We start from the raw sequence: 22,173 nt of genomic DNA, 5'->3' as shown, positions 1-22,173 counted from the left end.
AGTCCGTCAATCGCGGTGGGCGGCCCAGCCATCGGGTGTCTCCAATCTCGTCGTCGATCTTCACGTACAGTGCGGTGAGCAGGGCGTCCAGGTCATTCGTCACAGATCGATCTTGGACGCCCTGTCCGCGTTCCCAAACGCACCGTCAGCATTCGGAATGACTCGTCTAGAGGTCGAGGACGACTTCGTCGGCCGGTCGGCTGCAACAGACGAGGACGGTACCGGCTTCGGGGAGTTCGAGGGGTGGGGTGGTGTAGGTGACGTCGCCCGCCATGAGGTGGGTGACGCAGGTGTGGCAGACGCCGGTGCGGCAGGACCAGCGGGTGGGGATGTCGCAGGCTTCGGCGAGGCCGAGCAGTGAGGCGTGGGCCGGTGACCACGGGGTGCTGATGCCGCTGCGGGCGAAGGTGATGAGGGGGCCGGTGCCCCTGGGGCCCGGCGGCTGATGCGGCCGGACGACGGCGGTGGGCGTGACGCCGGGGTTGATGGCGGGAAGGGAGCTGAACTGCTCCGTGTGGATCCGCTCGGCGCGCAGACCGTGATCGTGCAGGAAACCGCCGAGGTCCTCCATGAAGGCGGTAGGCCCGCAGAGGTAGGCGTCCGCGTCGGCGGGGATGCCCAGGGCCGTGAGCGCCGGGGCGGTCGGGCGGCCCCGGGTGATGTGGCGCTCGCCCGGGGGCGGGGCTTCGGAGGTGTAGTAGATGTGCTCGTGGGCGTGGGGGAGTTGTGTCAGGAGGGCGTGGGCCTCGTCCGCGAACGCATGGTGGGCGCGATCGTGCGCGGTGTGGATCCACCAGACGGGGCGCGGGTCTCGCGCGGAGGCGAGCCGGTGGAGCATGGCGAGCACGGGAGTGGCGCCGATCCCCGCGGAGATGAGGGCGATCGGGCGGGTGCCTGCTTCGAGTACGAACGTTCCTCGGGGGCTTGCGATGTCCACGAGGTCCCCGGGGCGCAGCGTGGCATGGATGTAGCCGCTGACCTTCCCGCACGATTCGTGCTTGACGCTGATGCGGTAGGTGTGGGCGGTGGGCGCGGAGGACAGGGAGTAGCTGCGCACGGTGGGGACGGTGTCGCCGACGGCGAGCCGGATGGAGAGGTACTGGCCGGGGCGGGCCTCGGGCAGGGGCGTGCCGTCGGCGCTGTCGAGGTAGACCGACGAGACGTCGGGGGTCTCGGGGACGATGCGGGCGACGCGCATGGCCCTGAAGCCCGGCCACCCCGGCTCCTCCCTGGACTGCCGGGTGCTCGCGCGTTCGCCCGGCCATCCAGGTTCCTGTGTGGGCTGCTGGGCGGCGGCGAGTTCGCGGAAGGACTGCTGCCATCCGGGGCTGAGGGCGGGGATGTTCAGCGCTTTGCGCAGCTTCGCGGGGTCGCGGTCGGGGAGGTAGAGCAGCGCGTCGGTGTCGGCGACGCTGAGTTCCTCGGGCCCCTTGCGGGTGAGGGTGATCTCGTCGCCGGCCTGAACGTACCCCTCTGCGAGCACGCGCAGGTAGAAGCCGGGGCGGTGGTGGGCGACCAGCAGGGACGCCATGGTGGGTTCGCCGAGGCGCATACCGACGCGGTAGCAGGTGACGCGGGGCTGGGTGACCTCGAATTCGGCCTCGCCGATGCGGTACCGGTCGCCGATGCGCACTTCGTCGTCGGGCAGTCCGTCGACGGTGAAGTTCTCCCCGAACATCCCGAAGGCCAGATCGTCGCGGCCGAGCTGCTTTCGCCAGTAACGGTAGGACTCCGACTGGTAGACGAGGACGGCGCGAATCTCGCCGCCGTGCCCGGCCAGATCTCCTTGGCCGTCTCCGTCGACGTTGAGCCGCCGGACCATGCGGGGACCCTGGACGGCGGTCTTCCAGGCTCCGGTGTGGACGGTCCTTCCCTGCCATGAGACGTCGGTGGGCATCCCCACGTTGACGGACAGCAGCGTCGCCATCGCGGACCTCCTGCGGGGTGGTCGGCCGGGGCAGCCGGAGCGGCCCCTCATGGCGCTGTGATCTGTGCGCTGGGATCGATCCTAGTTCTTGGGCCGGCAGGAGGCGCGTTCGTCCGTGCTGGACGGCAAAGGACACAGCCAAAGACAAAGGCAAGGAGCACCCACTCCTTGCCACTCTCAACCTATAGCGCACCAGGAGCCTTGCGGCAAGACCCGGGTCGTGCCGCAGAATCTCCACTCGAAGCCGGAACCTGCTGAAACAGGTAATTCGCGAAGTGCGTGCGCTATATCGGCATACGGGTGTGCGTGCCGCCGGACCGCGTGGGGCGGCCGACTGGTGGAATCCCATCTCCTTGAACGGGCGTATTGATGATTGACGTGATCGTGGTCGGCGGCGGACCCACCGGCTTGATGCTGGCCGGCGAGTTGCGGCTGCACGGCGTGCACGTGGTCGTGCTGGAGAAGTTGACCGAGCCGACCGGGCAGTCCCGCGGGCGCGGCCTGCACACGCGCAGCGTCGAGATGATGGACCAGCGCGGTCTGCTGGACCGGTTCCTCGCGGTCAGTGAGAAGTTCCAGGCCGGCGGTTTCTTCGGCGGCATCCACAAGCCGTGGCCGGACCGGCTGGACACGGCACATCCGTATGGCCTCGCCACCCCGCAGCCGGTCACCGAGCGGCTGCTCGACGAGCGCGCCCTCGAACTCGGTGCCGAGATCCGGCGCGGACGCGAAGTGGTCGGACTGTGCCAGGACGAGGACGGGGTGACCGTCGAACTGGCCGACGGCACGCACCTGCGCTCGCGCTACCTCGTCGGCTGCGACGGCGGCCGCAGCACCGTGCGCAAGCTCCTCGGCGTCGGCTTCCCGGGTGAACCCGCCAAGGTCGAGACCCTGCTGGGCGACATGGAGGTGACCGAGGATCCGGCGACGATCGCCGCTGTCGTCGCGGAGGTCCGCAAGACCCAGCTGCGGTTCGGTGCCATCCCCGACGTGGACGGGAACAAGGGGGTGTACCGCATCGTCGTGCCCGCCGACGGTGTGTCCGAGGACCGTGCGACCGCGCCGACCCTCGAGGAGTTCAAGAAGCAGCTACGGGTTGTCGCGGGCACCGACTTCGGGGCGCACTCGCCGCGCTGGCTGTCCCGGTTCGGCGACGCCACCCGGCAGGCCGAGCGCTACCGGGTGGGCCGGGTCCTGCTGGCCGGCGACGCGGCGCACATCCATCCGCCGACCGGCGGGCAGGGGCTCAACCTGGGCGTGCAGGACGCGTTCAACCTGGGCTGGAAGCTGGCCGCCGAGGTCAACGGCTGGGCACCGGAAGGGTTGTTGGACAGCTACCACGCCGAACGGCACCCGGTGGGCGCCCGGGTGCTGGACAACACCCGCGCGCAGATCACGCTGCTGGGGACCGATCCGGGTGCGACCGCGCTGCGGGAGCTGTTCTCGAAGCTGATGGACTTCGAGGAGGTGAACCGGTACGTGACCGGGATCATCACCGCGGTCGAGATCCGCTACGACTTCGGCGAGGGCCACGAACTGCTCGGCCGGCGGCTGCGGGACGTTCGGCTGAAGCGGGGGCGCCTCTACGAGTTGATGCACGGTGGACGCGGGCTGCTGCTCGACCCAACCGGCCGCCTTTCGGTGGCCGGTTGGGCGGACCGGGTCGATCACGTCGTGGACGTCAGCGAGGAGTTGGACGCGCCCGCGGTACTGCTGCGGCCGGACGGCCATGTGGCGTGGGTCGGTGAGGATCAGCAGGATCTGCTCAGCCGGCTCCCCAAGTGGTTCGGGGCGTCCGCCAGTTGAGCGGCGCGCGCCGACCCGATCGCACTGATCCTGGAGGCGGGAGGGGGCGCCCGAGCCGTCGCCCCCCTCCCCGCCCGATGCCACCTGGCCGGGCGCGACCGTCGCGCCACCGGTCTTCAGCGCAGGGTGAGCGGGGTCTCGGACTCGACGCGGGACAGCTTCTCCGGGTTGCGGACGTAGTAGAGGCCGGTGATGCGGGCGTCCTCGACACGGGCCGCCATGATGCCGTCGATCTCGCCGTCCAGGCGCACGAAGAGCGCCGGGCCGCCGTTGACCAGCGTGGGGTCGATGGTGAGCTTGCCCCGGACCTTGCCGGCGCTGCCGACGAACATGCGGACCACCTTCTCGGCGCCGACGATCGGCCGCAGCGCGGCCTGCTTGACGCCACCGCCGTCGCTCATCAGGACGACCTCGGGCGCGAGCACGTCGAGGAGGCCCTGCAGGTCCCCGGTCTCGAACGCGCGCTGGAACGACGCCAAGGCCGCCCGGGTCTCGCTGGGAGAGACCACCTTGCGCGGGCGGCGGGCGTCGACGTGCCGGCGCGCGCGGTGCGCGATCTGGCGGACGGCCGCGGGGCTCTTGTCGACGGCCGCCGCGATCTCGTCATAGCCGACCTCGAAGACCTCGCGCAGTACGAAGACGGCGCGCTCCGTCGGCGACAGCGTCTCGAGGACGAGCATCAGCGCCATCGACACGCTCTCGGCCAGCTCGACGTCCTGGGCCACGTCCGGCGCGGTGAGCAGCGGCTCGGGCAGCCAGGGACCGACGTACGCCTCCTTGCGGCGCTTCATCGCGCGCAGCCGGTTGAGTGACTGCCGGGTGGTGATCCGGACCAGGTAGGCGCGTTGGTCGCGCACCTGCGCCAAGTCGACCTCGACCCAGCGCAGCCAGGTCTCCTGGAGGACGTCCTCGGCGTCGGCAGCCGATCCGAGCATCTCGTAGGCGACGGTGAAGAGCAGGTTGCGGTGGACGATGAACGCCTCGGTCGCCGGATCAGTGGTGTGGTCGTTCATTTCTCGGCCCCTCTCCTTCGCGGACGGCCCCGTCGCCGAGGGCATTCAAGCGAGTATGCACAGCACGGTCCTTCTCGTCGGTGGCCGTTCGATCCGACCGGCTTGTTCGGTGCCCACGCGTGCCCGACTAGTGCCCCGGCAGGCAACGTTCGCCCGTGAAGGAGCGGCGTCCGGTGCGTGCTCTGGGGGTACCCCCTGCTCGAAGAGCTTGGGGGAGTGCCGGCCGGAAGTCCTCGTACTGGACGTACTTGGGCTTTCGGCCGGTGCGGCGGGTGGGGGTCCCCCCTGCTCGAAGAGCTCGGGGGAGCGTGCCGGGCGTCGCGACGGGGCGAACGTTGCCTGTTGGGGCACTAGGCTGCCCGTGCGCCGGTGGCCGGCGCCTCGTCGCGCCGGACCTCCAGCAGTTCCTGGCGCTTGGCACCTCCCGAGACGCGGTGCAGGCCGTACGAACCGGGCTTGCGTGCCTCGCCGGCCAGGTGCTTGACGATGCCCCTGCACACGAACTCCTTGACCTTCGCGCCGGCGCGACCGCCGATGTGGAACCACAGCGCGACGTCGTACCTGTGGGCGAACTGGAAGATGCCGGCGCGTCGGCCCAGGCTGATGCACTGGCCGGCGAACACCTGGTTGAGGGCCGAGGGCCGCTCGCCCGTGATCCGGCTGAGCACCGTGTCGGCGGCCCGCGCGCCCAGAGGTATCGCGGCCTGGCAGCTCATCCGCAACGGCAGGTCCGACGGTGCGGCCGAGTCCCCGGCCGCGACGACGCGTTCGTCGTCCACGCTCGTCAGCGTCTCGTCCGTGAGCAGGCGGCCCAGGGCGTCGGTGCTCAGCCCGCTGCGCGCGGCCAGGTCGGGCACGCCGAAGCCGGCGGTCCAGACGGTCACCCGGCTCGGCAGCTCGCGGCCGTCACCGAGCCGCACGGCATCGCGGGTCACCGCCGTCACCTCCGTGCCGGGGCCGTCGAGCACGGTCACCCCCAGCGCCGCCAGCCGCCCGGCCACCGAGCGTCGACCCCGAGGGTGCAGGTACGGGCCGAGCACCCCACCGCAGACCAGGGTCACGGTGCGTCCGGCCTCCGCCAACTCGGCGGCGGTCTCGATGCCGGTGGGACCCGCTCCGACGACCGTCACGGCGGCCGTCGCGGGAGCGGCGTCGACGATCGGCCGCAGGCGCTGCGCCTCCTCCAGGGTGGCGATCGGGTGGGCGAACTCGGCGGCACCCGGCACGTGCGGGTCGGCGCTGCCGCTGCCCACCGCGTAGACCAGGTAGTCGTAGCCGACCGTGCCGCCGGTGGCCAGCGTCACGCGGCGCGCGGCCGCGTCGATCCGTGTCGCGGAGTCGACCACCAGCCGGACGCCGTCGGCCAGGACGTCCCGGTAGTCGACGACGGCGTCGTCGGTCCCGCCCACCAGCTGGTGCAGGCGGATCCGGTGGACGAATGCCGGGCGCGGGTTGATCAGTGTCACCGTCACGTCGGCGCGCCGCGTCAGGCGGTTGGCGGCCATGACGCCGGCGTATCCGCCACCGATCACGACGACGTCCGTGTTCTCCACCATGGTGTCTCCTCCGTTTCAGGGGTTCGGCCTCAAGACACCGCGTGGTCGACCGCTGTGACAGCGTGTGAGGTGGATCACTATCGCGGACGTGGGTCCGCTCCGAGACGCGCGAGGGAAGCCGCGAACGGGCGGCAAGGGGCAGGCGTCGGGAACCGAGCCGCTCGGCACGGTGGCGAGCAGGCGTTACTCGGCTGAGGCGTCGCGCGTGCGCTGGTAGTGGCGGCGTGCCTTCATCCGGTTGCCGCAGACGGCCATCGAGCACCAGCGGGCCTTGTCGGTCTTGCTGCGGTCGATGAGGAAGCGCCGGCACTCGGGGTTGGCGCACGGCCGCAGCCGGCCGGGGATCGTCCGCTGAACCGCGCTCCACGCCAGTACCGCTTCCACCGCCATGCGGCGTTCCGGAGGGGTGTCCAGCTCCCACGACACCCCCGCGGGCGACATGTGCGGGCGGGAGGTGACGTCCTTCAGGAGCGGGGTCAGCGACGTGGCGGGCCGGGTACCGCGCACCACTTCCTGCAGGGCATCCCGCGCCTCTACGAGGTTGCGCAGCTCGTCCTCGGTTCCGCTGCCGCCGTGGGCCTGCTGCCAGGATCCGGCCGCTTCCGGATCCGCCAGCTGGTCCTGGACGGCACCGTTGACCACCGGCGTGCTGTTGAGGAGTTCCAGCAGCGCGTCCTGCCGCTCCCGCTCGGTCGCCATGGCACCCCCTAACCGAATTGGCTCGCTTGACAGGTTACACGCCGGTGCCATGACAGCCAGCCGGCTTGGTAGACACTGTCTACGCCCACTGGTAGACAGTGTCTATGAGTGAGGAGAACTCCCTTCGGGAGAGGTTGATCGATGCCGGGGTGGACCTCGTGCTGACCGAGGGTTCCGCGTCCGTGGGCCTGCGGGAAACGGCCCGTCGAGCGGGGGTGTCGCACGGGGCGCCGCGCCGGTACTTCCCCACGCACCACGCGCTGCTGTCCGCCATCGCCCGTCGCGGTTTCGAGGACCTCGGCGCCCGGTTCGAGGCCGCGGTCGCCGGCGCGACCACACCGCGCGCCCAGTTGGAGGCCATCGCGCGCGTGTACGTCGGGTACGCGCTGGAGCGCCGCGGCATGTTCGAGCTGATGTTCCGGCACGACCTGCTCGACAGCGGGCCGCAGGCACCGGACCAGCCGCAACTGCGCCGGACGACCCTCCCGCTGTTCGGGCACATCACCCAACTCGTCGCCCGATGCCGATCGGAGCGGGATGCCGCGCAAGGCGCCGACGGGCCGGACGAGACCGCACCGCCGCCTGCCGTGACCGCCGCCGCCCTGTGGTCGAACCTGCACGGAATAGCCCAGTTGTGGGCCTGGGGCAGCCTGCAACTGGCTCTCGGAACTCCGCCGTTGGACGGCGAGCCCGGTGACGGCCAGTGCGACCGGCTCATCGCGGCCGTTCTGGCCGCCCACCTCGGCCCGGTGGCCTCGTGACCGCCCCCGCCCAGCGGCAGCTCGCGCTTCTGGTCAGCGTGGCCGGTGCGGTGATCGTCGCGCTGGACGGCACCATCCTGCTCGTGGCGCAGCCCAGCCTCCGGCGCGATCTCGGCGCGAGCATGGCGCAGATCCAGTGGACGAGCACCGGCTATCTGGTCGCGGTGGCCGCGTTACTCGTGATCGCCGGGCGCCTCGGGGACCGGTACGGACATCCGCGCCTGCTGCTCGTCGGCGTCCTCGGTTTCGGGGCTGCCTCGGCCGGGATCGCGCTCGCGCCGACCGTCGGCTGGCTGGTGGTCCTGCGTGTGGTGCAGGGCGGGTTCGGCGCGCTGCTGCAACCCGCGACGCTCGCGCTGCTGCGGCTGACGCATCCCTCGGAACGGCTCGGCACGGCGATCGCCGTCCGCACCAGTGCGATCGCGGTCGCCGCGGGGTCCGGTCCGATCCTCGGCGGTGTTCTCGTGGCGCACTGGGGCTGGCGTGCCGTGTTCTGGGTCAACGTGCCCGTCGCGTGCGTCCTCGCCGCCCTCGTCCTCGCCGTGCGGACGCCGGCACCCGGACGTGTCGACTCCTCGCGGCTCAACCTCCCCGGCGCGGGCCTGCTCGCGATCGCGCTCGCGATGCTCGTGCACGCTCTGGCCGGCGTACCCGCGCGAGGGTGGACCGCGGCTCCGACGCTGCTCGAACTCCTCTCCGCCGCAGGCGCCGTGGCGTTGCTCGTCCGGCACGAGCGGCGGACCGCACACCCGATCGTCCCGCCTGCCGTGGCGCGGTCCGCGCCCGTGACGGCCTCGATGGCCATCCTGCTGGTCACGTCCGCCGGCCTGTTCGGCGCACTGTTCAGGGCCACGTTCCAGCTCCAGGACACCCTTGGCCTCGACCCGCTCACCTGCGGTCTGCGCGTCCTTCCGCTGACCGTGTTCATGGTCCTCGGCTCACCCGTCGCGGGCGCCGCGCTGCGCCGGTACGGCGCGCGGCGCACCGCGATCGCGGGCACGGGCCTCGTCGTGGCCGGGATCGCCGGGCTGTCCCGGCTCGATGCGGCCGGTGCGTGGATCGTCATGGGCGCGGCCTTCGCCGTCATCGGTGCCGGTTTCGCCACGGTGATGGTCACCGCCACCGGGACCGTCGTCGGCGACGCGCCGTCGGGGTACGCGGGGGTTGTCGGTGGGCTCAAGCAGACCGCCATGAACATCGGACCGACCCTCGGCATCGCCGTCGCGGCCGGCGCGACCGGGTCCGCCGTTTCGACGACGAGTTCCGCCCTGTTGGCCCTGGCCGCACTCACCTCCCTCGGTCTGCTACCGGCCTGGCGGCTGCCCCGCTACTATCTAACCAATAAAAGTGCCTTGACTGGTTAGGTGGAAAGTGTTCGACTGGGTACGTCACCACGGAAGCTCGAGAGACGGGTGAGAGGCATGGTCCACGCAGTCCACCACCGCACGGCCGGCGTCAACGGTCTTGAGGTCTTCTACCGGGAGGCCGGCGATCCCCAGGCACCCGTGGTCGTGCTCCTGCACGGCTTTCCGACCAGCTCGCACATGTTCCGCCACCTGATCCCGGCACTCGCGGACCGGTACCGCGTGATCGCCCCCGACCACATCGGGTTCGGCCAGTCGGCGATGCCCTCCCCGCAGGACTTCCCGTACACCTTCGACGCCCTCACCGAGATCACCTCCGGGCTGCTCCAGCGGCTGGGCGTCGACCGGTTCGCGATGTACGTGCAGGACTACGGCGCCCCCATCGGATGGCGTCTCGCCCTCCAGGCCCCGGACCGCGTCACCGCGATCATCACCCAGAACGGCAACGCCTACGAGGAGGGCTTCGTCAAGCCCTTCTGGGACGGCGTCTTCGCCTACGCCAAGGCACCCGGGCCGGCCACCGAAGCCCCCGTGCGAGGCGCCCTGACCTCCGATGCCACACGCTGGCAGTACGTCAACGGGGTCGCCGACCCTAGCCTGGTCAGCCCCGACAACTGGGTCCACGACCAGGCCCTGCTGGACCGGCCGGGCAACGACGAGATCCAGCTCCGGCTCTTCCGCGACTACCCCTCCAACGTGGACCTTTACCCCGAGGTCCACCGGTACTTCCGCGACTCCCGGGTGCCGCTACTGGCGGTCTGGGGAGCCAACGACGAGATCTTCGGCCCCGACGGCGCCACGGCGTTCGGCCAGGACCTGCCCGATGCCGAGATCCACCTGATCGAGTCCGGGCACTTCGCCCTGGAAAGCCACCTCGGCACCATCACCGAGCACATCCGCGACTTCCTCGCCCGCGTCCTCGCCTGACGCGGACTACCGCTGTTCGCGCGTGGTGGCGAAGCGCCTGCGGTAGTGGGTCGGCGTGGTGCCCAGATGGCGGGCGAAGGCGCGGCGGAGGGTCTCGTCCGTGCCGAGCCCGCTGTGCTGCGCGGCCGAGGTCACGCTGTGGCCTTCGAGCAGCAACTGCTGGGCGCGGTCGAGGCGGACCCGCTCCACCCAGCGTGCGGGCGTGGTGCCCAGTTCGGCGCGGAACAGCCGGGCCAGATGCCGAGGGCTGACGGCGACGGACGCGGCCATGGCGGCAGGCTGTGGTCGGCGGCCGGATCGGCGAGCACGGACGCGATCAGCGGGCGGAGCAGGTCACCGCGGGGAGGCGGGGTCGTGATGGCCGTGGAGAACTGCGACTGCCCGCCCGGACGCTGCATGAAGACGACCAGTTCACGCGCGACGTTCCGAGCCACGTCGGCGCCGTGGTCGTCCTCCACCAGGGCGAGCGTCAGGTCGATGCCCGCGCTGATGCCCGCGGAGGTGACGTACCGCCCGTCGCGGATGTGCATGGCGTCCGGCTCGACGCGCACACGGGGGTAGCGGCGGGCGAACACGGCCGCGTGCCGCCAGTGCGTCGTCGCACGGCGGCCGTCGAGCAGGCCCAGTTCGGCCAGGACGAAGGCGCCGGTGCACACCGAGGCGACCCGTGGCGCCCGCGTGGTGACGGCGCGGGTCGCGGCCAGCAGCTCGTCCTCGATCGGCTGCTGGGCCAGCCGGTCGCCTCCGGCGACCACGACCGTGTCGACCGGGCCCGCGTCGGCCGCCCGGACCGTACCGGTCAGTGCCAGTCCGGCGGAGGTGGTGACCGTCCCGCCCCGCGGGGAGACCAGCACCAGCTCATAGCCGGGAGCGAGCCGACCCGCCTGATGCAGAACCTCCGACGGACCGCTGACATCGAGCATGGTCACCCCCTCGAAGACGACGAAGGCAACCCGATGCGTCATGTCCGAATCCGTGGTTCTCCTGGCAGCAAAGACATGGCCCAGCGTACGTCGTCCGGTGAACCCTGGAGGCGGATCACCGATCCGGACAAGGCCAGACGGGAAGGGCGGACGAACGACGAACGAAGTGATCGCAGGAGTGCGGATCCCTGACACCACCCTGGTACGGGAGGCGACCGAACTGGTCCGCGACGTCGCCCCGCCGCTGCTCTTCCACCACTCCCGGCGGGTCTTCCTGTGGGGATCGCTGCGCGGCCGGGAGCAGCGGCTCGACTTCGACCCCGAACTGCTGTACGTGGGCGCGATGTTCCACGACCTCGGGCTCACGAAGCGTATGCGCCGCACCGACCAGCGCTTCGAGATCGACGGTGCCGACGAGGCGCGCCGTTTTCTGCACGCCCACGGCATCACCGGCGAGCCGGCCGACCGTGTCTGGACGAGCATCGCCCTGCACACCACCCCGGAGATCCCGCTGCACATGGCACCCGAGATCGCCCTGGTGACCCGCGGCGTCGAACTGGACGTCCTGGGGATCGGCTATCACGCGGTCTCCGACGAGGAGCGCGCTGCGGTCGTCGCCGCGCACCCGCGCCCGGATTTCAAGAACCGGATCCTCGCCGCGTTCACCCAAGGTATCGAGGAACGCCCCGATACGACCTTCGGCAACGTCAAGGCCGACGTCCTGGCCCACTGCGTCCCCGGCTTCCGGCGCACCGACTTCGTCGAGGTCATCAAGAACTCCGACTGGCCAGAATGACCGGCTTCACCACGCCGGATTCCCTCTTCGGCACTCCGGATTGAGATGGAGCTGACACCGTCCGCAATTCCATGCGCGCGACACAACTCGATAGGGTGGCGTTAAAGGTTGCCTAAAGAAACCACCAAGTCGGACAGGGAGAACAACCGTGGGCGCTGCGCGCATGAGTGGTACGCCGTTGCCGGGAATCGGGGTCCGCTACGACCTCAGCACGCGAGAACAGCGCCGTCTGTCCGTGGTCGCGCACCGGGACGGAACGCGGACCCTGAGCGCGTACCGCGAGGACGATCCCGACGCCTGCGCTCTGTCCGTGCGTCTGACGGCCGGGGAGGCGGCGGCCGTCATCGACGCGCTCATGCCGGCGCATCACAGCCCCAACCTGCTGTCGACGACCGAGTTGGGGCTGGTGGCGGAGCGCGTCGAACTGTCGGCGACCTCGTACTGGAACGGGCGGCTGCTGGGTGAGACCCGGATGCGTACCGAGACCGGTGTGTCGATCGTGGCGGTGCTGCGGCGGGCCGAGGCGATCCCGTCCCCCGGGCCTGACCTCCGGCTCGCGGGCGGGGACACGCTGATCGTGATCGGCACGCGCGAGGGCGTCGACGGCGCCGCGGCGATTCTCGGGCGGGAGTGATACACGTGCATTCGTCTGCGGTCTTCCTGATCGAGTTCGGCGCGATCATTCTTGGTCTGGGGTTGCTGGGCCGGTTCGCCGGGCGCTTCCAGTTCTCACCCATCCCCCTGTATCTGCTGGCCGGGCTCGCCTTCGGCCAGGGCGGACTGCTCCCGCTGGACACCAGTGAGGAGTTCGTCGCCATCGGCGCCGAGATCGGCGTCATTCTGCTGCTGCTCATGCTGGGGCTGGAGTACACCGCCAGTGACCTGGTCTCCAACCTCAAGACCCAGTACCCGGCCGGGCTCGTCGACGCCACGCTCAACGCCCTGCCCGGCGCCGCCATGGCGCTGCTGCTGGGCTGGGGGCCGGTGGCGGCGGTCGTCCTGGCGGGGGTGACCTGGATCTCCTCGTCCGGGGTGATCGCCAAGGTCCTGGGCGATCTGGGACGGCTCGGCAACCGGGAGACCCCGGTGATCCTCAGCATCCTGGTCCTCGAGGACCTGTCCATGGCCGTGTACCTGCCGATCATCACCGCCCTGCTGGCCGGCGCGGGCCTGGCGGCGGGCAGCGTCACGCTGGCCATCGCCCTCGGGGTCGCCGCTCTGGTGCTGCTGGTGGCGGTGCGGTACGGCCGGCACATATCGCGTTTCGTCTCCAACGACGACCCCGAGAAGCTGTTGCTGGTCGTGCTGGGCCTGACCCTGCTGGTCGCGGGGCTCGCACAGCAGCTGCAGGTCTCGGCGGCCGTGGGCGCGTTCCTGGTCGGCATCGCCCTGTCCGGCGAGGTGGCGGAGGGCGCGCACAATCTCCTGGCTCCGCTGCGTGACCTGTTCGCCGCGGTGTTCTTCGTGTTCTTCGGACTGCACACCGACCCGCAGAGCATTCCGCCGGTGCTGGTCCCGGCGCTGGCCCTGGCCGTCGTCACCGCGATGACCAAGATCGCCACCGGGTACTGGGCGGCCAAGCGGGCCGGTGTCTCCGTCAAGGGACGCTGGCGCGCGGGCGGCACGCTGGTCGCCCGGGGCGAGTTCTCCATCGTCATCGCCGGGCTCGCCGTCACCGCCGGGATCGAACCCGACCTGGGCCCGCTGGCCACGGCGTACGTGCTGATCCTCGTCATCCTCGGCCCGCTCACCGCCCGCTACACCGAACCGGTGGCCCAGCGCCTGACCGTCCTGTTCGGCAAGACCGCGCCGGCCGGCGGCGCACCGGCCGAGGGCTGGGTACCGGAATCCGGGACGCAGGAGACGGCGGCACGTCAGGAGGCGGCGACCGACCAGGACACGGTCGGCCGGTCGTGATCGGGGCGGTCTGCCGATCGGGGCACGGGCGGCCGGTCATGAGCGAGACGGTCGGCCGGTCATGAGTGACACAGCCGGCGGATCATGAGTGAGGACGGCCGGGTGGCGCTGACGGAGCGCCGCACGGTCCCGCTCCTCGCCGTCCCGGCCGTCCACCGCGGTGCGGCCGTCCGGCGGGCCGTCGCAGTCAGGACCGGGGCGGGGGGACCCGCTGTCTACGCGCGGTGCGCTGGGGGTCGCACAGTTCCGCGGCCATTCCGGCCAGGACCATGCCGGTGACGATCAGCAGTCCGTGGGCCAGCGTGATACCGGTGCCCAGCGCCACCAGGGCGAGGGCGAACAGCGGCCAGGCCCGGGTGCGCCGGTATTCGCGTGGCGGGCAGGGGCGTCCGGCCCGGAGGGCGCGGGCGAACCGGGGATCGTCCCGGTACACGCGAGCCGCGATCTCGCTGAGCAGCTTGTCATCGGTTCCGGGCATGACGCGCTCCTCTCGGCACGCGGCGGCGGGCAGGCGCCACAGCCGGCGGTCGGGCCGTGCGGGTGGAAAGCCGCGCGGGACCAGGCCGCCGTGGCACTGCCGCCATCGGTGCCGGGCTCCTCTCGTGACTCGACGGACTCGCGGCTTCTCTCCCCCAGTCGGGGCGCCGCGGCCCGCACCCGTGCCCGGGCAGGCGGCAACGTCAGGCCACACGCCGGTACGACCGTCGAAAGGGGGTTTGACTCCACCCTCGCCCGGCGCCGAGGGCTGTCGCCATCGGGTCCAACACCCATTTACGGGCGGCTCGGACCCCCAGAGACGGCACCCAATGGGTGCCGGACCCGATGGACCCGGCCCGGTGGCCGTCCGCATCAGGCCCTGCATCACGTCCTGACCCATCGCCTGACCAGGGAAATGAACGCCGCCTCGTGCGCCTTGACCTCGGAGAGGTCCTTGAAGGTCACCAGGGCCCGGTCGCCGGAACGCCATCGCATCAGGCCGCTGTCGTCGTCGAACGTGAACGAGGCGGCGTCGTCCTTCACCTTCGCACCCCGGTGGAAGACGAGTTGGACGTCCCTGGACCTCAACTGGAAAGTCACCCGGTCGACTCCGCCGTAGCAGAAGCTCGGAGCCTTCCACTTCACCTGCTCGGTGATCAGCGGATCCGCCCGCAGGATCGCGGCGCGCAGGTACTCGACCGCTTCCCTCTGCGGATGATCGACCGTCTCCATCAGCTGGTCGACGTCACCACTGCGGCCAGTCGTCATCCGGCGTACCCCTCCTGGCGGTTGGCCGCGGGGCACCCCCGCGCTTCACCTGCTCTCTTGCGAGGAGGGCCCGGTGTTCCTGCCGGGTAGGAATCGCATCCTGTGACAACGGCGCGGAGTGCCGCCGCGTCCGGGTTCCGGGGCGCGGAGCGCCCTGACGGCCTGCCCGGCGGAGCAGGATGAACGCGAACACGTGTGCTGGTGTTCGCTGGTCGGGGTGGTCACATCGGCAGAGCGGTGCGGCTGTTCGGGTGTCGTGCGTACGGTCGCATGGTGGGTGCCGGGTGATCGGGACAAGTGCCGGGGGGTGGCGGCGGTGTGGGAGGGCGACGGGGGCGGACATGCCCGGTACACGTACCGGCTGCGGGTGTCGGCCACGGCCCGGGCGGGACTGGAGGCGGAGTGGGGGCGGTGCCGGTGGCTCTGGAACGAGTGCGTGGCCCGTTCCAGGAAGGCCCACGCCGAGGGTGAGGTGTGCGGTCCGGCCCGGCTGGACCGGATGCTGACCCGGGCCCGTACCGTCACGCCGTGGTTGGCCGCGGGTGCCTCGGTGCCGCAGCAGCAGACCGTCCGTGACTTCGCCGCATCCCGCGCGAAAGCCCTGAAGGACATCAAGAACCGGCTGCCCGTCAGGCGGCGGGCCGGTATGCCCCGGCACAAGAGGAAACGCGGGGCCGATCCGACACTGAACTACACGCGGCGCGGGTTCCGGCTCAAGGACGGGCGGCTGCGCCTGGCGGGCGGGATCGTCCTGACCGTGGTGTGGTCCCGTCCTCTGCCGGCCGAGCCGTCCTCGGTGCGGGTGTACCGCGACCACCTCGGCCACTGGTACGCCTCGTTCGTCGTCCCCGCCCGTATCGAGCCGCTGCCGCCGACCGGTGCGGTGATCGGCATCGACTGGGGAGTGAGGGAGACCGCTACCACCACCTCCTACGCCCACGACCTCCCCCACCCCGAGCATGGCGCGAAAGCCAGGGAGAAGCTGTCCCGGTACGACCGGATGATGGCCCGGCGCAGGCCGAAGAAGGGGCAGGCCGCGTCGAGGGGCTATCGGGAGGCGACGAGGTGGCGGGCGAAGACCTACGCGAGGATCGCCCGGCAGCGGCAGGACACGGCTCGCAAGTGGGCGAAGAAGGTCGTGTACGACCACGATGCGATCGCGGTGGAGGACTTCCGGCCCAGGTTCCTCGCCAGGACGTCGATGGCCCGCAAGGCGGCCGATGCCGCGATCGGCACGACCAAGCAGGCGCTGATCGGGATGGGCCGCAAGCACGGGCGGGATGTGCGTCTGGTGCGTCCCGCGCACACCACCATGGACTGTGGATCGTGTGGAGCGAGAGCCAAGCACGCACTGCCGCCGTCGGAACGCACCTATACCTGCACGGCGTGCGGAGCCGTCTGTCCCCGGGACGAGAACTCTGCCCGCGTGATGCTCGTCCGGGCTGGTCTGGACCCGGCTGGTGTCGAGGGCGCAAGACCTCCTGGAGCGCTGCTCCAAGAGGCGGCCTGAGCCAGGAATCCCCTTCCCTTCAGGGAGGGGAGCAGTCAACAGAGTGGCATGCGGCGGTCGTTCGCAGGGCTGCCGCGGCTCAAGCCGCGGCCAGGGGCTCGGCGACACGCGCATCGCGGAGCACGCGGCAGACCTCGCCGACGACCCTGCCGTGCAGCGGCAGCGAGACGTGGCCGACGGCCCGCACGGGGACGTTGCGTATCCGCAGGTCGGGGTGGACCAGCCGGGCATTGGCGGTGGGGACGATCAGCTCGTCGAGGTCACTGTGGAACGCCACGAAACGGGTCTCGCAGCCGGGAGCGGGCCCCGCGAGCTCCGTGAGCACGTCGCTGCCCGGCCGGAGCTGCCGGATCGCCCGAAGCGGCAGAGGCACGGCCGCGGCCAGCGTGCCGTGGTGCGGGGCGCCCAGGGTGACCAGGGTGTGCACGCGGGCGTCGCCGCCCAGGCGCTGCGCGTAGTAGCGGGCGACCATGCCGCCGAGACTGTGGCCGATCACGTGGACACGCTCGTGCCCGCTGCCCTCGCAGATCCGCTCCACCTGCTCCGCCAGCAACCGCGCGGCGCTGCGGACGTCGTTGCTCAGCCAGTTGTAGTTCAGCACGGCGACCCGGCGAAAACCCGCCTGCCGCAGGCCGCGTCTCATCACGTGGAAGATCGCCCGGTTGCTGAACAGGCCGTGGACCAGCAGGACCGGGCTGTCGGCGGAGACGGCCGGAAGGGCCACAGCGCCGTCCGACGGCGCCGCCCGCCGGGATCCGGGCCCGCGGCGCTCCCCGCCCTCGCCAAGACCGGACGGGTACAGGGCCAGTGCCGCGACGATCGCGGCCACCTCCACGGCGGCGCCGAAAACGGCTCCGGGCAGCGAACGGGCCGGGAGCAGACTCCCTCGGGAACCCGGCGGCTCGGCCGGGCCAGGAGGTGTCACTCCCGTGCTGCGACATCCGGAAAGATCCCGTCCGGAAAGAACCATGGCTTCACTCCTCACGCCGCCAGGGGTGCGCGCTGCCGGGAACCACGCGGCGGAGCACGCCCCGCCGCACGGAGAAGGCTCCGGTCCGAGCCCGCGCCCGAGGGCTGCCGCCGAACGGAAACCGGCTGGTGACGCCCGTCCGCTCCAACGGATTGCGGGGACGTTAAGCCGAAGTTTCCGCTGGCGGCAATGGTTTGGTGGCCCACCTCACACGCGCATCACGAGCGGCGACCGGACGATTTCGGCGAGACACCAACTTGGCGGGATCATGTCATGTCGCACATCCGCCAATGAATGCTGCTTGTCGAGAACATGACGATCATACTTAGTTGTTCGTCGGCGGATGCATCTCATCCGCTGTCGACCTTGAACCAGCGCACGGGTCGACCCCAGCTCAGCAGCATGGGAGTCACACAATGCGCACTTCGAGGCATTCCAGACCGGCCGCACGGAGGATCTCCGCGCGGCTGGCCGCTTTCACCGCGGCGGCCGTCGCCGTCATGGCCGCGGGCTTACCCGTCGCCCAGGCCGCCACCGACACCGCGGAATCCAGTCGGGGCGCCACCGCCACCGCGACGCATCCCGGCGTGGAACAGGTCTGCAGCACGCCCGAGAAGGGCGAGTTCGGCTGCATGGCGCTGCGCCGCACCGACATCAAGGCCGCCAAGGGCGTCCAGCCGATGGCCAGTACGCCGAGCGGCTTCGGCGCCGCCGATCTGCAAAGCGCGTACAACCTTCCGGACAACGGCGGAGCGGGCCAGACGATCGCCATCGTCGACGCCTACGACGACCCGACCGCCGAGGCCGACCTGACCGTCTACCGCCAGCAGTACGGCCTGCCCCCCTGTACCACCGACAATGGCTGCTTCAAGAAGATCGACCAGCGCGGTGGCACGAACTACCCGGCCCCCGACAGCGGTTGGGCGGGCGAGATATCGCTCGACCTCGACATGGTCTCCGCGGCCGCCCCCAACGCCCGCATCCTGCTGGTCGAGGCCGACAGCGCGAGCTTCGAGGACATCGCAGCCGCCGTCGACCAGGCCGTCGCACAGGGCGCCAAGTACGTGTCCAACTCCTACGGCACCGGCTACACCTCCACGCCGGGCAGCGGTGAGGACCCGTCCGAGACGACGGAGTTGGACGCCCACTACAACCACCCGGGCGTGGCGATGGTCGCCTCCTCCGGGGACGACGACTACGGCGTCTCCTACCCGGCCGTCTCCCAGTTCGTGACCGCGGTCGGCGGCACCGCCCTCAAGCGGGACACCACCACAGGCCGCGGCTGGTCCGAGTCGGTGTGGCACAACAGCTACGGCGGCCCGGGCTCGGGCTGTTCGCTGTACGAGCCCAAGCCGGCCTTCCAGACGGACACCGGCTGTGACATGCGGACCGTCGCCGACGTCTCCGCGGTCGCCGACCCCGTCACCGGCGTCTCGGTGTACCAGACCTACGGCGGCTCCGGCTGGGCCGTGTACGGCGGCACCAGCGCCTCCGCGCCGATCATCGCCGGCGTGTACGCCGTGGCCGGTACCCCCGCCGCGGGCAGCTACCCGAACGCCTACCCGTACCAGAACCCGTCCGCGCTCAACGACGTGACGGAGGGCGTCAACGGCAACTGCACCCCGGCCTACCTGTGTACCGCGGGGCCCGGCTACGACGGGCCGACCGGCCTGGGAACGCCCAACGGCACCGCCGCCTTCCGCAGCGGCCCGCACGGCGAGGTCTCCGGCAGCGTCACCGACACCTCCGGCAAGGCACTCGCCGGCGCCTCCGTCACGGTCGGTGACCACCGGGCGACGACCGACGCCCAGGGCCACTACAGCCTGACCGTGCCGCCCGGCACCTACGACGTCACCGCGTCCGCCTACGGGTACCGGACCAAGACGACCACCGGGGTCACCGTCGTCGAGGACGGCACCGTCAAGGCCGACTTCGAGCTGGCCGCGGTGGCCCGGCAGACCGTCACCGGCAAGGTGACCGACGGCTCCGGCCACGGCTGGCCGCTCTACGCGAAGATCGCCGTCGACGGCGTGCCCGGCGCTCCGGTCTTCACCGACCCGTACACCGGCGCCTACAGCGTCGACCTGCCGCAGGGCGAGAACTACACCCTGCGCGTCACCGCCGTGTACCCCGGCTACCAGGCCGTCACCAAGCAGGTGGCCGTGGAGGATGCGGCGCAGACCGTGAACGTCTCGGTCCCGGTCGACGCCCAGGCGACCACGGCCGCCGGATACGCCGTCAAGCTGACCGGCCCGACGGAGCCCTTCGACTCCACCACCGCGGCCCCGGACGGCTGGAGCGTGGTCAACGCCGACGGCACCACCGGCGGCTGGGACTTCGGCGACCCCGGCAAGCGCGGCAACCACACCGGTGGCTCCGGCGGCTTCGCCATGGCCGACAGTGACCACTACGGCAGCGGCAAGAAGCAGGACAGCTCGCTGATCAGCCCGGTCTTCGACCTGACGGGCAACACCAGCCCCCAGCTCTCCTTCGACACCGACTACAAGAGCTACAGCGGCCAGAGCGCCGACATCGACGTCAGCACCGACGGCGGCGCCACCTGGACCAACGTCTGGAACCGCACCACCACGCTCACCGGCCCCGCCCACGTCGAGGTCCCGCTGACCGCCTACGCCGGCAAGTCCGGCGTGCAGCTCCGCTTCCACTTCAAGGCCACCTGGGGCTACTGGTGGGAGCTCGACAACGTGTTCGTCGGCAAGCGTGCCTACGAGCCCGTCGCGGGTGCTCTGGTCGCCGGCAAGGTGACCGACGCCAACACTGGCGAGGGCGTCGTCGGCGCCACCGTCGTCAACGTGGATGCCGCGCAGGACAAGGCCACCACGGCCGCCACCCCGGACGACCCGGCGCTCGGCGGCGGCTTCTACTGGATGTTCACCACCAAGACCGGCAGCCACACCTTCACCGCCTCCAAGTCGCGCTACACCGACGCGGCCAGGACGGTGGACGTGGCACCGGACAGCACCACCCGGGCCGACTTCGGACTGAAGGCCGGCAAACTGGTGATCACCCCCGGCTCGGTCGACAAGACGGTCGACTGGGGCAAGGCGGCCGCCCAGGACCTGACGGTGAAGAACACCGGCGGCGCGCCCGCGACCCTCACCCTGGGCGAGCAGCCCGGAGGCTTCACGATGAAGTCCACCGGCGGTGCGCCGCTCAACCTGGTGAAGGGCGACTACTCCCCGCTCTCCGCGGCCAAGGCCGACGGCAGCGGCAAGAAGGAGTCCGCCGCCGTGGCCAACGCGGCCGGGGACGCCTGGCAGCCGGTGGCCAACCTGCCCACCACGCTCCAGGACAACGCCGTGGCCGTCGACGGCGGAAAGGTCTACTCGGCCTTCGGCTACACCGGCAGTGCGGACACCAACGCCCTGTACGCCTACGACCCCGACAGCGGCTCCTGGTCGAAGCTGGCATCCGCCACCGACACCCGTGAGGCCCCGGCCCGCGGCTTCATCGGCGGCAAGCTGTACGCGGTCGGCGGCTGGGGCGCCAGCGGCAACCCCGACGCCAAGCTGGAGGTCTACGACCCGGCGTCCAACACCTGGTCCACCAAGGCGCCCTCGCCCAAGCCGTACGCGGGCTCGGGCAGCGCGGTGCTCGGCGGCAAGCTGTACGTCGTCGGCGGCTGCACCGGCAGCGTCTGCGGCACCAAGGACGTCACGGTCTACGACCCGTCGTCCGACAGCTGGTCGCAGATCGCCTCCTACCCGGAGTCGATCTCCTGGGAGTCCTGCGGCGGCATCGCCGGCAAGCTCTACTGCGCCGGCGGCACCACCGACGCCGGCTCGGTGAAGCACGCCTACAGCTACGACCCGTCGTCCGACAGCTGGGCGGCGGTGGCCGACCTGCCCATCGACCTGTGGGGTTCGGCGTACTCCGCGGCCAACGGCCTGCTGCTGGTCTCGTCCGGCGTCACCAACAACAGCACCGCGATCACCAACCAGGGCTTCGCCTTCGACCCGGGCACCGGCGCCTGGACCGCCCTGCCCAACGCCAACACCTCCGTCTACCGCGGCGGCGGCGCCACCGGCTTCTACAAGGTCGGCGGCAACCCCGGCGGCAGCTTCACGCCGCCGGTGGCCACCGTGGAGGTGCTGCCCGGCTACGACCAGGGCGGCGGCTCCTCGGACGTCAGCTGGCTGTCCGTGTCCGAGCAGAAGGTGACGCTCCAGCCGGGGGCGAGCACCACGCTCAAGGTCGGCCTGGACGCCGGGGTCGACGAGGTCACCCAGCCCGGCGCCTACACGGCGGCTCTGACCGTCCAGACCGACACCCCGTACGCCGGGGTTCCGGTCGACGTGAAGATGCGCGTCAGCCCGCCGAAGGACTGGGGCAAGTACGCCGGCACCGTGCTGGGCGCCGACGGCAAGGGCGGCACCGCGCCGCTGGCCGGAGCGACCGTCCAGATCAACGCCGCGACGGTGAGCTACACCCTGCGGACAGGTAAGGACGGAACCTACGCCCTGTGGTTCGACAGCCGCCTCAACCCGGTCAGCGTGATCGTGTCCAAGGACGGCTACCAGCCGGTGACCACCACCGTGAAGCTCAAGAAGGGAGAGACGACGACGGGCGACTTCACGCTGAAGAAGTCCTCGTGACCTCATCCCCGTGAAACAGCCGCGGGCCGGCCCTTCGGGGCCGGCCCGTGCCGCACCCGGACCGCCCCGCGCGCCCGGGACTCACTCCGTGCGCCTCGTTGTGTGTGGTGGGAACGAGTCCGTCGATCGCCCTGCGACCGGCA

The 22,173-nt window shown here is 71.1% G+C and carries 16 protein-coding genes and 2 pseudogenes; 9 read left to right on the top strand and 9 right to left on the bottom strand.

Features of this window, described 5'->3' with window-relative positions:
• A pseudogene (locus ACWEK3_RS07800) lies at nt 1–103 on the bottom strand (IS982 family transposase); the annotation flags it as partial.
• Nucleotides 104–166: 63 nt separating this feature from the next.
• Entirely contained in the window at nt 167–1,927 is a 1,761-nt protein-coding gene (locus tag ACWEK3_RS07795) for an MOSC domain-containing protein (protein ID WP_453249181.1), read from the bottom strand.
• Between the two features lie 369 nt (nt 1,928–2,296).
• Between ACWEK3_RS07795 and rox the strand changes: the two genes are divergently transcribed.
• Nucleotides 2,297–3,733 carry a rifampin monooxygenase gene (rox, locus tag ACWEK3_RS07790; RefSeq protein ID WP_450541418.1) on the top strand — a complete coding sequence of 479 codons (1,437 nt, stop codon included), beginning with the start codon at nt 2,297–2,299 and terminating at the stop codon, nt 3,731–3,733.
• A gap of 116 nt (nt 3,734–3,849) precedes the next feature.
• Here the strand turns inward: rox and ACWEK3_RS07785 are convergent, their stop codons facing one another.
• The 3 genes from ACWEK3_RS07785 to ACWEK3_RS07775 all read right to left on the bottom strand — a co-directional run bounded on the left by ACWEK3_RS07785 (nt 3,850) and on the right by ACWEK3_RS07775 (nt 7,001).
• Entirely contained in the window at nt 3,850–4,746 is an 897-nt protein-coding gene (locus tag ACWEK3_RS07785) for an RNA polymerase sigma-70 factor (protein WP_453249180.1), read from the bottom strand.
• A gap of 350 nt (nt 4,747–5,096) precedes the next feature.
• A complete protein-coding gene (locus tag ACWEK3_RS07780) occupies nt 5,097–6,302 on the bottom strand; it encodes an NAD(P)/FAD-dependent oxidoreductase (RefSeq protein ID WP_450541422.1) in 1,206 nt (401 codons plus the stop codon).
• A gap of 183 nt (nt 6,303–6,485) precedes the next feature.
• The gene (locus ACWEK3_RS07775; protein WP_450541424.1) at nt 6,486–7,001 is read right to left on the bottom strand and encodes a CGNR zinc finger domain-containing protein; all 516 of its coding nucleotides are present in this window, start codon (nt 6,999–7,001) and stop codon (nt 6,486–6,488) included.
• A gap of 104 nt (nt 7,002–7,105) precedes the next feature.
• On the opposite strand from ACWEK3_RS07775, the gene ACWEK3_RS07770 reads away from it, so the two are divergent.
• Genes ACWEK3_RS07770 through ACWEK3_RS07760 form a run of 3 tightly spaced genes read left to right on the top strand, consistent with a single transcriptional unit; the run spans nt 7,106 to nt 10,053 of the window.
• On the top strand, nt 7,106–7,762 hold the full coding sequence (locus tag ACWEK3_RS07770; protein ID WP_453249179.1) for a TetR/AcrR family transcriptional regulator: 657 nt from the start codon (nt 7,106–7,108) through the stop codon (nt 7,760–7,762).
• Nucleotides 7,759–9,126 carry an MFS transporter gene (locus ACWEK3_RS07765; protein WP_453249178.1) on the top strand — a complete coding sequence of 456 codons (1,368 nt, stop codon included), beginning with the start codon at nt 7,759–7,761 and terminating at the stop codon, nt 9,124–9,126. Before ACWEK3_RS07770 ends, ACWEK3_RS07765 begins: the two co-directional genes overlap by 4 nt.
• A gap of 57 nt (nt 9,127–9,183) precedes the next feature.
• Entirely contained in the window at nt 9,184–10,053 is an 870-nt protein-coding gene (locus ACWEK3_RS07760) for an alpha/beta fold hydrolase (protein ID WP_450541426.1), read from the top strand.
• 6 nt (nt 10,054–10,059) lie between these two features.
• Here the strand turns inward: ACWEK3_RS07760 and ACWEK3_RS07755 are convergent.
• Nucleotides 10,060–11,018: pseudogene (locus ACWEK3_RS07755) on the bottom strand (GlxA family transcriptional regulator).
• Nucleotides 11,019–11,142: 124 nt separating this feature from the next.
• Between ACWEK3_RS07755 and ACWEK3_RS07750 the strand changes: the two are divergent.
• The 3 genes from ACWEK3_RS07750 (at nt 11,143) to ACWEK3_RS07740 (ending at nt 13,689) form a co-directional block, all read left to right on the top strand.
• Nucleotides 11,143–11,772 (top strand): HD domain-containing protein, encoded by a 630-nt coding sequence (locus ACWEK3_RS07750; RefSeq protein WP_453249177.1) that lies wholly within the window; start codon nt 11,143–11,145, stop codon nt 11,770–11,772.
• A gap of 163 nt (nt 11,773–11,935) precedes the next feature.
• Entirely contained in the window at nt 11,936–12,406 is a 471-nt protein-coding gene (locus ACWEK3_RS07745; protein WP_361424498.1) for a cation:proton antiporter regulatory subunit, read from the top strand.
• A gap of 5 nt (nt 12,407–12,411) precedes the next feature.
• Nucleotides 12,412–13,689 carry a cation:proton antiporter gene (locus ACWEK3_RS07740; RefSeq protein WP_450541432.1) on the top strand — a complete coding sequence of 426 codons (1,278 nt, stop codon included), beginning with the start codon at nt 12,412–12,414 and terminating at the stop codon, nt 13,687–13,689.
• 187 nt (nt 13,690–13,876) lie between these two features.
• Here the strand turns inward: ACWEK3_RS07740 and ACWEK3_RS07735 are convergent, their stop codons facing one another.
• Together ACWEK3_RS07735 and ACWEK3_RS07730 are read right to left on the bottom strand one after the other, a co-directional pair.
• A complete protein-coding gene (locus ACWEK3_RS07735; RefSeq protein WP_365429576.1) occupies nt 13,877–14,167 on the bottom strand; it encodes a DUF3040 domain-containing protein in 291 nt (96 codons plus the stop codon).
• Nucleotides 14,168–14,550: 383 nt separating this feature from the next.
• Nucleotides 14,551–14,934: a DUF1801 domain-containing protein gene (locus ACWEK3_RS07730; RefSeq protein ID WP_450541434.1), complete on the bottom strand. Its 384-nt coding sequence runs from the start codon at nt 14,932–14,934 to the stop codon at nt 14,551–14,553.
• Between the two features lie 307 nt (nt 14,935–15,241).
• Here ACWEK3_RS07730 and ACWEK3_RS07725 point away from each other — a divergent pair, with 307 nt between their 5' ends.
• Nucleotides 15,242–16,444 (top strand): RNA-guided endonuclease InsQ/TnpB family protein, encoded by a 1,203-nt coding sequence (locus ACWEK3_RS07725; protein ID WP_453249188.1) that lies wholly within the window; start codon nt 15,242–15,244, stop codon nt 16,442–16,444.
• Between the two features lie 79 nt (nt 16,445–16,523).
• On the opposite strand, the gene ACWEK3_RS07720 is transcribed toward ACWEK3_RS07725, so the two are convergent.
• The gene (locus tag ACWEK3_RS07720; RefSeq protein ID WP_450541436.1) at nt 16,524–17,273 is read right to left on the bottom strand and encodes an esterase/lipase family protein; all 750 of its coding nucleotides are present in this window, start codon (nt 17,271–17,273) and stop codon (nt 16,524–16,526) included.
• 641 nt (nt 17,274–17,914) lie between these two features.
• On the opposite strand from ACWEK3_RS07720, the gene ACWEK3_RS07715 reads away from it, so the two are divergent.
• The gene (locus ACWEK3_RS07715; RefSeq protein WP_453249187.1) at nt 17,915–22,030 is read left to right on the top strand and encodes a carboxypeptidase regulatory-like domain-containing protein; all 4,116 of its coding nucleotides are present in this window, start codon (nt 17,915–17,917) and stop codon (nt 22,028–22,030) included.
• The last annotated feature ends 143 nt before the right edge of the window (nt 22,031–22,173 follow it).

The organism is Streptomyces sp. NPDC004721 (assembly GCF_053601495.1).
The sequence above is the reverse complement of the archived record's forward strand: the minus strand, read 5'-3'. Positions and strand labels throughout refer to the sequence as shown.

Coding starts and splice junctions, on each gene's coding strand:
- ACWEK3_RS07795 (WP_453249181.1), bottom strand. CDS start 1,927: ATGGCGACGCTGCTGTCCGTCAACGTGGGGATGCCCACCGACGTCTCA.
- rox (WP_450541418.1), top strand. CDS start 2,297: ATGATTGACGTGATCGTGGTCGGCGGCGGACCCACCGGCTTGATGCTG.
- ACWEK3_RS07785 (WP_453249180.1), bottom strand. CDS start 4,746: ATGAACGACCACACCACTGATCCGGCGACCGAGGCGTTCATCGTCCAC.
- ACWEK3_RS07780 (WP_450541422.1), bottom strand. CDS start 6,302: ATGGTGGAGAACACGGACGTCGTCGTGATCGGTGGCGGATACGCCGGC.
- ACWEK3_RS07775 (WP_450541424.1), bottom strand. CDS start 7,001: ATGGCGACCGAGCGGGAGCGGCAGGACGCGCTGCTGGAACTCCTCAAC.
- ACWEK3_RS07770 (WP_453249179.1), top strand. CDS start 7,106: ATGAGTGAGGAGAACTCCCTTCGGGAGAGGTTGATCGATGCCGGGGTG.
- ACWEK3_RS07760 (WP_450541426.1), top strand. CDS start 9,184: ATGGTCCACGCAGTCCACCACCGCACGGCCGGCGTCAACGGTCTTGAG.
- ACWEK3_RS07745 (WP_361424498.1), top strand. CDS start 11,936: ATGAGTGGTACGCCGTTGCCGGGAATCGGGGTCCGCTACGACCTCAGC.
- ACWEK3_RS07735 (WP_365429576.1), bottom strand. CDS start 14,167: ATGCCCGGAACCGATGACAAGCTGCTCAGCGAGATCGCGGCTCGCGTG.
- ACWEK3_RS07730 (WP_450541434.1), bottom strand. CDS start 14,934: ATGACGACTGGCCGCAGTGGTGACGTCGACCAGCTGATGGAGACGGTC.
- ACWEK3_RS07715 (WP_453249187.1), top strand. CDS start 17,915: ATGGCCGCGGGCTTACCCGTCGCCCAGGCCGCCACCGACACCGCGGAA.